At 70.1% G+C, this 12,174-nt stretch carries 11 protein-coding genes and 1 pseudogene; 5 read left to right on the top strand and 7 right to left on the bottom strand.

The window, feature by feature from the left end:
* Positions 1 to 5 precede the first annotated feature (5 nt).
* A protein-coding gene (locus MQV74_RS01000) for an IS5 family transposase (RefSeq protein WP_374120566.1) occupies positions 6 to 949 on the top strand; the annotation gives its coding sequence in 2 pieces (ribosomal slippage) (positions 6 to 422 and positions 425 to 949; 942 coding nt in all).
* Here the strand turns inward: MQV74_RS01000 and MQV74_RS01005 are convergent.
* The 6 genes from MQV74_RS01005 to MQV74_RS01030 all read right to left on the bottom strand — a co-directional run bounded on the left by MQV74_RS01005 (position 935) and on the right by MQV74_RS01030 (position 7,064).
* Entirely contained in the window at positions 935 to 2,260 is a 1,326-nt protein-coding gene (locus tag MQV74_RS01005; protein ID WP_242714081.1) for an ATP-grasp domain-containing protein, read from the bottom strand. The genes MQV74_RS01000 and MQV74_RS01005 overlap by 15 nt on opposite strands.
* Positions 2,257 to 2,862, bottom strand: a complete 606-nt coding sequence (locus tag MQV74_RS01010) for an HD domain-containing protein (RefSeq protein WP_242714082.1) — start codon at positions 2,860 to 2,862, stop codon at positions 2,257 to 2,259. The genes MQV74_RS01005 and MQV74_RS01010 overlap by 4 nt, the downstream gene beginning before the upstream one ends.
* Positions 2,859 to 3,680, bottom strand: coding sequence for a hydroxyethylthiazole kinase (gene thiM, locus MQV74_RS01015; protein ID WP_242714083.1), 822 nt, complete (start codon positions 3,678 to 3,680; stop codon positions 2,859 to 2,861). Before thiM ends, MQV74_RS01010 begins: the two co-directional genes overlap by 4 nt.
* Entirely contained in the window at positions 3,677 to 4,921 is a 1,245-nt protein-coding gene (locus tag MQV74_RS01020) for a glutamate-5-semialdehyde dehydrogenase (protein ID WP_242714084.1), read from the bottom strand. Before MQV74_RS01020 ends, thiM begins: the two co-directional genes overlap by 4 nt.
* On the bottom strand, positions 4,918 to 6,129 hold the full coding sequence (locus MQV74_RS01025; RefSeq protein ID WP_242714085.1) for an aspartate aminotransferase family protein: 1,212 nt from the start codon (positions 6,127 to 6,129) through the stop codon (positions 4,918 to 4,920). The genes MQV74_RS01020 and MQV74_RS01025 overlap by 4 nt, the downstream gene beginning before the upstream one ends.
* Before the next feature lie 167 nt (positions 6,130 to 6,296).
* Positions 6,297 to 7,064 carry a peptidase gene (locus MQV74_RS01030; protein ID WP_242714086.1) on the bottom strand — a complete coding sequence of 256 codons (768 nt, stop codon included), beginning with the start codon at positions 7,062 to 7,064 and terminating at the stop codon, positions 6,297 to 6,299.
* A gap of 162 nt (positions 7,065 to 7,226) precedes the next feature.
* Here MQV74_RS01030 and MQV74_RS41300 point away from each other — a divergent pair, with 162 nt between their 5' ends.
* Positions 7,227 to 7,766 (top strand): transposase, encoded by a 540-nt coding sequence (locus MQV74_RS41300; RefSeq protein WP_374120765.1) that lies wholly within the window; start codon positions 7,227 to 7,229, stop codon positions 7,764 to 7,766.
* A 799-nt stretch (positions 7,767 to 8,565) separates the two neighbouring features.
* Positions 8,566 to 9,687 (top strand): hypothetical protein, encoded by a 1,122-nt coding sequence (locus MQV74_RS01035; protein WP_242714087.1) that lies wholly within the window; start codon positions 8,566 to 8,568, stop codon positions 9,685 to 9,687.
* Positions 9,688 to 10,022: 335 nt separating this feature from the next.
* Here the strand turns inward: MQV74_RS01035 and MQV74_RS41305 are convergent.
* Positions 10,023 to 10,212, bottom strand: a pseudogene (locus tag MQV74_RS41305) (hypothetical protein); the annotation flags it as partial.
* A 780-nt stretch (positions 10,213 to 10,992) separates the two neighbouring features.
* On the opposite strand from MQV74_RS41305, the gene MQV74_RS01045 reads away from it, so the two are divergent.
* Entirely contained in the window at positions 10,993 to 11,154 is a 162-nt protein-coding gene (locus tag MQV74_RS01045) for a hypothetical protein (RefSeq protein ID WP_242714088.1), read from the top strand.
* 13 nt (positions 11,155 to 11,167) lie between these two features.
* Positions 11,168 to 12,043 carry a methyltransferase domain-containing protein gene (locus MQV74_RS01050; RefSeq protein WP_242714089.1) on the top strand — a complete coding sequence of 292 codons (876 nt, stop codon included), beginning with the start codon at positions 11,168 to 11,170 and terminating at the stop codon, positions 12,041 to 12,043.
* Positions 12,044 to 12,174 lie beyond the last annotated feature (131 nt).

The following is a 12,174-nucleotide window of genomic DNA, read 5'->3' on the forward strand; positions in this document are numbered from 1 at the left end:
CTCGTATGGTGCGGCGACACGAGCTCACGGACGCGCAGTGGCGGAAGATTGAGCCTCTTTTGCCCGGAAACGGCAGGCCGGGCGGACAGTGGGCCGATCACCGGAAGATCGTCAACGGGGTGCTGTTCCGAGCCCGGACCGGGGTCCCCTGGCCTGATCTGCCGGAACGGTACAGGCCCTGGCAAACCGTCTATGAGCGTCATCGCCGCTGGTCGGCCGATGGCACCTGGCGGACCATCTTGGAAGAGCTGCAGATCGAAGCGGATGCCGACGACCCGGACGAGGCCCATGCCCGCGAAATTTCCCGGCAGGAGTGGGCGGTCAACATCGACTCGACGTCCTGCCGGGCACATCAGCATGCGGCCGGGGCGCCCCGCAAGGCTCCCGCTGACTACCCGCAAAAGGGGGCGGGGCTCGTGAGGAGGCAGATGGGCGCGAGGCATTGGGGCACTCGCGGGGCGGGCTGACCAGCAAGGTCCATCTGCTCTCCGACGACCGGGCCCGTCCTCTGCACTGGCTGACCTCGCCGGGCCAACGGGGTGACAGCACAATGTTCGCCTCGGTGCTGGACGGCTTACGCATCCGGCGCCGTGGTGCAGGCCGCCCGCGCAGCCGACCGAACCGGGTCCGCGGCGACAAGGCGTACTCCAGCCGCGACAACCGCGCCTACCTGCAACGACGCGGCATCAAGGCCACTATCGCGCAGCCCGAAGACCAGCGTGCCCACCGCAAGAAGCGCGGACGCCGCGGTGGCCGGCCCCCGGCCTTCGACACGGCCCAGTACCGCCACCGCAACGCCGTTGAGCGGTGCGTGAACAAGTGGAAGCAGTTCCGCGCGGTGGCCACCCGGTACGACAAACGCGACTACATCTTCAACGGCACCCTCACCGTCACCGCGATCGTCATCTGGCTCCGCGACACCGTCCAAGAGCCATCAGAAACGCCCTAGTCGCAGCTCCCGGCGCACGCGCGTCACCGAGTTCCGCAGCTCGACGAGGGAGGTGCTCTGCAGGTGGAGCTGCGCGAGCCAGTACGGCTGCTCGTGCACCCGGTCCTCGACGACCCAGCCACGCTCCCGCTCGGCGTAGCCCGCGATCCGCACCGTCCGGTCCAGGAGCTCGGCCGGGTGTACGGCGAAGCCGCCGAACCGGACGGGGGTCCGATGGGTGCCCAGGCACTCGCTGCCGTAGAGATGGATGGTGGCCGCCGCCCGCGGCGGCTCCGCGTCGGGATCGTAGCGCCGGGTGGTGCACGTACCGTGCAGCAGCGCGTCCGCGAGGGCGCCGACCAGGTCGCAGCCGTGGGCGAAGTCCGTCTCCGGGATGATCGTGCGGCCCGCGTAGCGAGCCGCGATCTCCACGACGGCACAGCTGCCGTCGGGCATGAGCTTGAGCTCGACATGCGTGCCGCATGTGTCAAGGCCCAGTGCGGCGACGGCCCGTTCGGCCGTGTCGATCACCCGGCGGCGGGCGTCCACGTCCAGGGACGTCGGTGAGACGTGACCGCTCTGGGTGAGCGGAGGCACTTTCGGGGTCACGTCGGTGATGGCGACCGGTACGTACGCGCCGGCCACCACCAGGCCTTCGACACAGACCTGGTCGCTGAAGCCCGGTACGGGGTACCACAGGTCCGGATCGCCATGGAGCAGTTCCTCCACCAGGAAGGCCCCTTCGGCATCGGCCGGAACGTCGAAACCGGCCAGCGACTCCCGTGCCGAGGCGAACATCTGCTGCGCCTGGTCGGCGCGATCGACTCGCTGGATGCCGGCCGCGGACATTCCGCGCCGTGGCTTGATCAGCACGGGACCACCCACTTCGGACATCAGGGCGACGATGTCCTCCTGCGACCGCAGCGGGCGGTAGCGCACATTCGTCAGCCCTGCCACCGTGAGGGCGTCCCGCATCAGGAGTTTGTCCCTGGCGCGTTCGGCACCGGCCGCGCCGGGACCGCGCAGCCCGAGCTTTTCCGCCACGCCGGCCGTCTGAGTGGCGTAGAGCTCGCTGAAGCACACCAGAGCGTCGGCACGCCAGTCCTGCGCCGCCACGACGACGCGTCGTTCGGTCTCCTGCTCGTCCCGCCGGTCCCATGTGCCGTCGTCCAGCAGAACACGTTCCGCTGTGGCGGTGAGCAAGGCACGCTCCACCGGGTCGAGGCGTTCGGGGCGCGGCACGTAGACCGCGACGCGGGCCCGAGCTCGCAGAACGGGCAGAAAGTAGGACAGCGGCGGGCCGCCGTAGTCGTAGACGATGAGCACCCTCATGACGCGCCCCCCGGAGCGTAGTAAAAGGCCCGTTCTTGCGGCGCGTTCGGGAACAGTGCCTCCCGCATCACGTCGTAGGTCGCCCAGTCCGCCCAGTGCACCAGCGCCGACTCCTTGCTGCGCTTGGTGTGCTCCCCCTCGACGGAGTGGGTCGCGATGATGTGCACCACCTCGGTCGGCAGGCCCATCTCCTCGGCGAGGCGCGCGCCCGTGTACGGGTGGCGCAGCAGCAACGGTTGGCGCAGCACCGGCACCGCCGGTTCGGCCGGGCTCTTCGGTCCGAAGAGCTCGAACAGGCCGACGTCGTGCAGCAGCCCGCCGGCCAGGACGTGGTCCACCATGGTGCGCGAGCCCACGATCCGGTTGCACTGCTCCGCCATGTCGGCCGCGGCGGCCGCCACCAGCCGGAGGTGATCGACCAGCCTCACCTGCGTGCGGACGACCGGTGGCCCTCCGGACGCGGTCTCCTCGACGTACCACATGATGCTCGGGTCGGCCCAGCCACCGCGCCGCGCGGCCTCGGACAGCACGTCGACCGTCCTGTCCCGCAGGCCGTCGTCACCGATCCTGGTGAGCTCGGGCAGCCACTGCACCCACTTCACGATGTCTCCCTGGGGGCGGACGTGGTGACCTGTGACCGGGTCGCGACCACCTCGTCGTCGATGACGAACAGCTGATTGCAGAGCTCGGGCAGGAAGTATCCGGGTCCTCGGCCGGTGGCCGCCGCCAGCTCACCGGCGATGCCGTAGGCGCAGACCCCGGTGACCGTCGCGGTGAACATGTCCTCACCCGCGACGGCCGCGAAGGCGCCGAGCACCGCGGACCGCGCACTGCCCGTGCCGACCACTTGCCCCATGACCGGATGTCCGTTGGCGATCGCGGCCAGCTGCCGTCCGTCGCCGACGTAGTCGGTGCGGCCGGAGACGGCGGCGACGACCCGAGCGGACTCCGCCAGCTTCCGGCACACCTCATCCGCTGGGGCTGTGGCGCTGACGGCGTCGGCGCCACGCATCACCGACGGGACACCGCACAGGTCCGCCAGCTCGGCGACATTGCCGGACACCATGCGGACGGCTCCGGTGCCGAGCAGCGCCCTGGCGAGGTTCGAGCGGAACCGGCTGGCTCCGGAGCCCAACGGGTCGAGGACGACGGGGATCGACCGTGCCGCACAGATCTCGGCCACCCGCAGTACGGTCCGGTCCATGCCCGGCACGGAGGTCCCGACGTTCAGCACGACCGCGTCCGCCGTCCCGGCGATCTCCGCCGCCTCCTCGGCCGCGTGCGCGAAGATGGTCGCAGCGCCCAGCGACTTCACGGTCTGCGCACAGGCAGCCATCGACACCAGGTTGGTGATCATGTGTACGAGCGGGCGGCGCTCGCGGATCGTGGCGATCAGCCCGTCACCTGCCGGCCCGCTCATGGCGCCGTCCGCAACTGACCGGCACCCGTCACGACGAACTTCCTCGACGTGAGATCGGTGACGCCGATCGGCCCTCGCGCGTGCAGCTTCTGCGTGGAGACGCCCAGCATCGGGCCGAGACCGAACTCATAGCCGTAGGTGAACCGGGTCGACGCGTTGACGAAGACGGCGGCCGCGTCCACCGCGTACTGGAACTCGCGGGCGTTCGCCAGGTCGGCCGTCACGATCGCCTCCGAGTGCCCGGTGCCGTACGTGTTGATGTGGTCGACGGCGGTCTCCAGGTCCGGCACCACGCGCATGGCCACGGTCGGGCCGAGGAACTCCGTGCACCAGTCCTCCTCGTCGGCCCGGGTGGCCTCCGGGGCCGCCGCGCACACCTGGAGGCAGCCGTGCACGGCGACCTCGGCCCGGTGCAGTTCGGTGACCAGGCTGCTGACGTAGCCCGGCGCGTGAGCAGCGTGCACCAGCACCGTCTCCACCGCGTTGCACATGGTCGGCGCGGAGAGTTTCGCGTTGAGCACGATGCGGGTCGCCGAGTCGAGGTCCGCCGACGCGTCGACGTAGATGTGGCAGTTGCCGCCGCCGGACGCGAGGACCGGCCAGGGAGAGCGGCGCCGCACCTCAGCGATGAAGGCGTCGCTGCCCCTGGCCACGACCAGGTCGATCCGGTTGTCGCCGCTGAGCAGGTCCCACAGTGCCTCCCGTGACGGATCGTCGACGTACCGGGTGATGCCCGGTGGGACACCGACGTCCTTCAGGCAGTCCTGGATGATCCGCACCAGTAGCCGGTTCGTCCGCGTCGATTCCCCGCCACCCCGGAGGACGATGGCGTTGCCGCTCTTCAGCGCCATCGCCGAGGCCTCAAGGGTCACCTCGGGACGGCTTTCGTACACGGCGGCGATGACTCCGAGCGGAACGCGCATCCGGCCGACCAGGAGGCCGTTCGGCTGCGGACGGAGTTCAGAGATCTCTCCCACCGGGTCCGGGCACTCGGCGAGCCACCGGACGCCGTTGATGATCCGGTCGAACCGGGGGCGTTCCACCAGCATCCGCCGCAGCGCCTTGCCCGTGACCGAGCCTGCCCTCTCCGCCCGTGCGAACTCGTCCTTGTTGGTCGCCGCGATCTCGCCGAACCGCTCCGCCATCGCGTCCGCCACCGCATGCAGGGCGGCGCGTTTCTCGTCTCCTGTCAACCGCGCCGCTGCCGCCGCGACCCGCCTGTCGACCACGTCCCAGGTCACCGGCGCACCACCTCGTCGAACATGGCGAGCGTGGTGCTCTCCAGGAGCTTGAGGTCTTCGGAGGTGATGTTGAGCGGCGGAGTGAGACGCACGACCGAGCGTCGCTGGCCGCCGACGCCCACGAGGACGCCGCGCGCCATCATCCGGCGCCGGAACGCCATGGCCTGATCGGGCGACCGCCACTCCAGGCCGATGAGCAGCCCCTGCCCGCGCACCTCGACGTCAGCCGGCGCCGCGGAACGCAGCGCGTCCATCAGCTGGTTGCCCGCTCGTTCCGACGCGTCCGCCAGGCCGCCCGCGGTCAGCTCCCCGAGCACCGCCCTGCCCACCGCGCCCACCAGGGCCCCGTTCCCGCCGAACGTGGTCGAGTGGTCGACGGGTGCCCAGCACGAGCCGAGGTCGTCCGGGGTGAGGACGGCGCCGACCGGCAAGCCGGCGCCGAGCGGCTTGCCGATCACCAGGATGTCCGGCCGCACTCCGGAGCGCTCGAAGGCGAACGTCGTGCCTGTTCTGCCGAGGCCGGTGAAGATCTCGTCGAAGATCAGCAGCGCACCCCGTGCGTCGCACAGTTCGCGCAGCGCGCGGAGGAAGCCGTCGGGAGGCACGATCACCCCGCCCACTCCCAGCACCGGTTCCGCGACGACGGCGAGCAGGTCGTCCTGGGACCGCGCGTCCAGTTGGCGTCCCAGCTCGTCGAGGTCCACCTCGCCGGTCCGGGGCACCGGCAGGTGCACGATGCCCGGATAGAGACTGAAACCGGGCAGACCAGTCTTGTAGATGTTCATCCCGGTGAGCGCGAGCGCTATGCCGGACCGCCCGTGATAACCGTTCTCCAGCGCGGCGATGGAATGGCCGAACCTGCCGCGAGAGGCCTGGAACTTCTTGGCCAGCTTGACCGCGGTCTCGATCGCTTCGGAGCCGCTGTTGGCGAAAAAGACGCGCTGAAACGAGCCACCGGCCAGTTCGGTGAGCTCTTCCGCCAATGCGATGACCGGTTCGTTGAGCTGAAAACTCGAATGAACGAGTGCGCCCGCTTGCCGTTCGATTGCCGAGATCACCGCCGGATGACCGTGGCCCAGCAGATGCACACCGGGCCCCGCGACACAGTCCAGATAGCGGTTTCCCTCGATGTCGACGAGCCAGGAGCCGCTGCCACTGCGCATGACCGGGCCATCGAGCAGGGTGGCCACCAGCGCCGGATGCGTCATCGCATGCTCCCGGCGGGCTCCTCGCTCGCAGCCCGACTGGAAACCGCGTCTCCCGGTGTTGGTGAACCCGCGGGACTCTGCCTCACTTCGGGTGCGAACCGCTGTACCGTCTCCAGCGTGATGGAGGCCTGGTCCGCCATTCTCTCACCGTCCTCAGCCCCGGTGAACTAGCCGTGCGCACCGACCACTGAATTGCCCGTCTTCAGATACACCGGCCGTGCGACGCGCACGATGTCGGGTGCCTCGTACGTTCTGATGAACCCGCCGGACGACGGCGGGTTGTCCGTATGCACGTCGAGCGGTACGGCGATGTGCTGCCGGACAGCCGCGATGGCAGGCAGGGGGAGGTCCCTGACCGGGTTGATGCTGTCCGCACCGAACTCCTCCAGCATCGAGATGCTGATCGGATTGGCGTAGCCGAGGTGAGCGGAGGCCTTGAACGTGGTGTCCGCCGGCAGCAGGCCCGCCTTCCTGGCCTGCCCGAGTGTCTTCAGCAATCCCTCGTCGTACACGACGAACGACCGGCATCCCAATTCGAGGCCGCGCAGCACGTCGTCGAGCGCGCGCCGGATCTGGTCGAACCCGCGCAGCCGGTACCCGATGAAACTGCCGTGCTGAGTCAATCGGGTGGGGCACGTGTCGTACGTGGCGCGCGGGCCCACCGAGAAGACCGTGGTGATGCCTTCGTCCGCGGCCAGCCTCAGATAGTCGATCAGTTCTTCCCTGGTGTGCCGGAAGAGACCGACCGTCTCGGTCACTCTGTTCACGGTCATGCCTCTGCGCCGAGCCTGATCCACCAGTGCTCGGAAGGTGCTGAAGCTGTTGACGACCGGCACTTCGATCCGGAAGTCGGCACCATCCGGGAAAGAATGCGGTGAACGACTGAGGCTGTAGTCGTCCTGTTCTGGAAGTCCAAGGCTACGTAATATCTCCACGCCTAACACTGAGCATTCCCTTCGCGAGCCCGAACCGGGACTGGGCGGATGATGGAGAGACACTGATGACCGCGCCGACCGGGACGCCAGCCGTGACCAGGTTTCTGTCGTAAGCGCTTTCACGTGGTGGCACTCGATGCGACATGATGTCGAGCCGTGGGTATGTGTCGGCCGCACCGGTTGGTTCGTGACGAACTGCGGTCGTCGGCCGATCCGTTGCTGCCTTTCTTCTACTCCACCCGTCCGTCGGGCGGAGTGACCGCTCCGGTCGACGAGCGAGCGATGTGCACGGCCGTGGTGTGCGTCCTCACCAGTGGGTGCGCCTGGCGGCAGCTGCCGGAGATCTTCGGGGTCTCCCCGGACAGGGCACTTCGCCGGTGCACCGCCTGGGCCGAGGCGACGTCGGTGTGGCGGCAGCTGCATCGGAAGGTCTTGGACGGGCTCGGCTCGAGGTGCCCGCCGCGTGCGCTCGGCGCGGGCACCGCAAGCACCGCCCCGGCGGCAAGCTCCGCTCCGTCGAGTACCTCGCCTGCCTGCGAGAACGCGCCTTCGACCCGCGCGTCAGCCGCCCCGCGATCGACTCCAGCAAGCGGCTCGGTGACACCGCTGGAAGGTCGAGCGGTCGCTCTCGTGGCTGTTCGGCTACCACCGCCGCACCGTGCGATACGAGCGCAAGGGCCAGCAGTACGGCTCCAGGCCTGAATCCCATGCACTTCCTCCAGACGGCGTCAAGGTAGCTGGGGAACGCCGCACTCAGACCTTCTTTTCCGGCCATCACGGCAGGCATCGAAATTGAGCCAGGAAACGGCACCCAGCGCGCCACGGTCACGGTGACGATGAAATGTGAGCGTGAGATCACTGACGCGCAGGCGTTGATCGAGAAGGGGCGGCGCTATCACCTTCCGTCTCCGCATGATCCGGAAGGAAAAGCAGTGGAACACCTTCTGCTAGCCCTGTTGATGTCCAGCGACTTCGCGAGCCCGCGTATCCCCCTGGGCCATCACGGTGAACCCTCCCCGGGCGTAGTCATCCAGGGCTGTGAGCCGGATGCCACCGCCGGCGGGCGATGATCGGGCGCCTCGCCCGTTGGCTCCGCCAACGCACGTGGGTGAGCGGGCCGAGGGGGAAGTGGGCCCGCGGCCTGGCCGCCGCCCGCCAGTACCGTGCCCCTGAAGAACCGCAAAGGACCCACGAAGGACCCGCGCAGGGCACCTCAACTACGGCGGCAACCCCGGACGGCTCCCGGCATTCACGCTGCAGATCTCCGGCCCGGCGGCGACCAGCCGCGCTGTGCAACGGCTCCCGCCCGTCACGCGCCACGGTCCCGGGCCCGGCGGCGCCGGCGCGTTCCTCGGTGGACTTGCCTGCGGCCCCGGCCTGTCGCTCGCGCTCGGGGCTGCCGAGTACGTCCCGCCTGCCCCGCTCCTGTACGCGTCCGGGCGGCGTTGTCAGTGCGGGGTCGCATACTGCCTTCCCATGAAGCTCGGCCAAGGGGGCAGGTGTGCGGACGGTCTACGACGGTGAACTGAGAGTCCACTACAGGCAGTTCTACGTGGAGAGCCGCCTCGACATTTCGCGCGAGGAGGAGATCGCGCACTGCGCCGGTCAGAGCAACGGGCTGTGCGGGGCCGCGAACCCCGGCAACCTGTTCCTGACCACAGGTCTGCACACAGGACGTGTGGGACTGACGGTGGAGGTCCACGAGACGGAACCGTCCCTGGATGACCAGTGGGAGGAGATCGTCGAGGTCTCCTTCCGCCCTGCATCCGCGGAGACCGCCGTCGTTCCGTGGGGCGACGGCGCGGTCTGCTCGCTCGATCTGCCCGTCACCGACTACCGGGTCCGCTACTGCGGCCGAGGCATGGATGTCACCCCGGACGACGAACTCTCCGTCCTGGACGACGGCCCTGTGATCGATCACTACCTACTGCAGTTCTGGCCGGCCGAACCCGCCGCGGACCAGGTAATCAAGCAGACAACGCGGAGCGCCGCCTACTGGCATGACTGCGCCCGCGCTCTGCCGCCCCCGCCCGGGCCCGAGATCCGCGCCGAGGCCGAGCGCCTTCGACGCGAAGCGGAAGAGACCATCGTCCGTGAAGCGGAGCGGCAGGCGGAAGCAGGCAACTGGGGCGGACGGGCGCCGAGCCCGACGCTGCGCGAGGTCGGCGGCAACAAGTGGGGGCTCATATCCCTGGACCGTGACCTGGTGGACGCCGTGGACAGCGCCGACGCGGCCACCCAGCGGGACATCGCCCGGTGGGCCGTCAGCTACGCCATCGCCAAGGCTGAACTCCATACGTTCTCCACCTTCGCGCGCGCCATCCGGGCGCTGCGCCTTGGCGAGGAGTTACCGGTCCCCCTCGGCGACCGGGCCCAGGCCTGGGAATGGTTCTTCGCCCAGAAGAACCTGCCGCACACCTTCGTACGCCCTCTGCACGGTTCCGGGGGCGAGGTGTCGCAGCAGGCCACGGCAATGATCGCGCTGTTCGCCGCGGTGCAGGAGGACCCGCGGCGCGCCGCCCTGGATGCCGTGTACGCGGCCGCCGCTACCTATGGCAGCGCCTACCCGCACCTCCTGGCAGAGACGCGTGACGCGTTCCCGGACCTGAACTGGCCATCCTGAGACGGGTGCTCGCTCCCGCCGTCAGCCACCGGCTCCGGGCAGCGTGCTCACGAGGACCCTCTCCCCACAGACAGGTCTCGGGGCGTGTCACCCCCAACGTTCCGGGGCTGAGGGCGTGCCGTGTGCGTCCGGAACGACCGTGCCCATGGATTCTACGAACCTGCGCCGCGCACCCCGGAGCAGGTCCCAGGCCCGGTCGGCCGCCAGGTCCTGCAACACGGCGGCGAACCCGGACGGTTCCCGGCCGTCGCGCGGCGCGACCCGGGCACGGCCGACGCCGGACAGCTTCAGCCCGTCGACGGCGGGCTGCTGCCCGCTGGGAGCGGCCGACTCGGTCAGGGCGTCAGTTCCAGGGCACGGACCGGCTCACCGATCCACCGGTCTGCTGCGGTGGTGGCGATGATCGCGCCGTCGGGGCGGTCGGGTGTCGGCTGGGCGGCGTACTGGCAGTGCGCAGCTGCCCAGGTGGCGCCGGGCCACTGCCAAGGCGGCTGGAAGGTCCAGGTCGAGCACGCGGCCTGACGGCGGCGCTCAAGGCGGACCTGCTCGATCGGGGCCGACGCGTCGTCCGCGACGGCGTCGGGCTCAGGGAACGCGCGGCGGGACAGCTCCCGCATCGCGGCGGTCGACATTTCCGCGACCGTGCCCGACGGATCGGTCATGGCCTGGCGCCGGTCCACTCCTGACATCGTCCTTGGCGGTTGTCAGGAGTGGACCGGCTCGAAGGTGTCAGGGTGTTCGCCGTCTGCTCACGTACCGGGCGACTTGCCTGGCGCCTATGGCTATCGGCACTACGGCGATGCATCCGGCCAGCCCCCACAAGAGGCAATCTGTCCAGGGCCGATCGCTCGCGCCCAGGCCGAGGACCGCTCCCGTGGCGGCCGCCACGGCAAGCGAGGCGATCCGTTCGGCACCGGCCGGCGCAGCCGACCGCCCGCGTGGCGGCTACCACCAGGCCCACGTCGCCGGGGGCGGTGCGTCGCTCCGGCCGGGAGACGGTCGCTGCCACGCACCCGATGCGGGCGCCGAGGTCCGCCTGCCGCCACCCGCGCGCCTGTCGGCGCACCCGGGTCAGGGCGCCGCAGCGACCCGCGGCGACAAGCGCGGGGACCCGCGTGCTCTCCCCCAGGGAATCGGCGCTCAGGGGGCCTCCCACGCCTCCGCGCGGCTGGTCCACCCGCGGTAGGGAGGGCGGTGGCCGCCGCACAGAGCGCGTGCTGGATGCACAAACGGTCGCGTCGCGGTGTGGCGATCAGGGTGCGGTGGCGCGCAGACTCACAGGACCAGCAGTGTGGAGGAGGGGCCGTGGCGCACCGGCAGCAGGGCAACGGCCAGGTCGGCGGCGAGTACTCGTCCCCGGGCGATCCCGGCAATCCCATGCCGGAGGAGACGCTGCCGCCGGAAGACCCAGACGTCCAGGAGCCACCTGAGGAGGAGCCACCGGACGAGCCCGGAAGCGGCGGCTGACCCGGCGTCAGGGATGCGCACGGTGGCGGCCGCGGAGCGGGCGCGGGCGGAATGCGCCGACGAGATCGATCGGTACGAGTGTGGCCACTTCCACGACCGGCCCTGGCTGCGCGAGGCCTTCCTCGCCGTGCCGCGCGAGGCCTTCGTTCCCGAGCGCGTGTGGTGGCCGCACCGCAGCCCCGAGGACGGGCTGTTCCCCCTCCTGGACCGGCGGACGAAGGCCGACCAGTGGCTGAGGGCCGTCTACCGCGCCCGGAGCCCGCTGATCACGCAGATCGCTGACGGGGCCGTACCTCCCCACGGGCCGACGGAATGCGGCGACTTCACCGGGTCCATCTCCTGCCCGGCCGTCGTCGTCGACATGCTGCACCACTTGGACCCCCAGCCCGGCGAGCGGATCCTGGAGATCGGCACCGGCACCGGGTACAACACCGCGCTCCTGGCCGAGCGTGCCGGCGCGGCCGCCATCACCTCGATCGAGATCGACAAAGACCTCGCCGAGCACGCCGAGACCGTGCTGCGCGCCGCGGGCTGCGTGCCGCGCCTCGTCGTGGGAGACGGCGAGGAAGGCCACCCGCCAGGCGCTCCGTACGACCGCCTCATCTCCACCGTCGCCGTGCGTCAGCTCCCGCAGGCCTGGGTCGACCAGGTCCGCCCCGGCGGTGTGATCCTGGCCCCGCTCGACAGCCCCTTCCAGTGCGACGGCCTCGCCCGCCTCACCGTCGACGGGCAGGGGCGGGCAACCGGCTCCTTCGTCGGCGCCGTCGACTTCATGAAGACACGAGGGCAGCGCGCAGTCCGCAGCTACGCCGACCTGGGCTGGCCGACCTGGAGCGGTTACCGGGTCACGGTGGAGTCGGGCGAGCAACGCGTTCGAACGCTGCCGTGAAGGAGTGAGACGGCCTGGCTTTCAGGCCCGACGTCCTCTTGGTCGGCCGCGGTGTGCTCGGAGATGTGGCGGTTTTCGGTTCGGGCGGCGTCGGTCTTCTCGGCCTTCATGGCAGGGCGGCGGCGTGGTGC

The organism is Streptomyces sp. AN091965, from assembly GCF_022698285.1.
Taxonomy (GTDB): Bacteria; Actinomycetota; Actinomycetes; order Streptomycetales; family Streptomycetaceae; genus Streptomyces.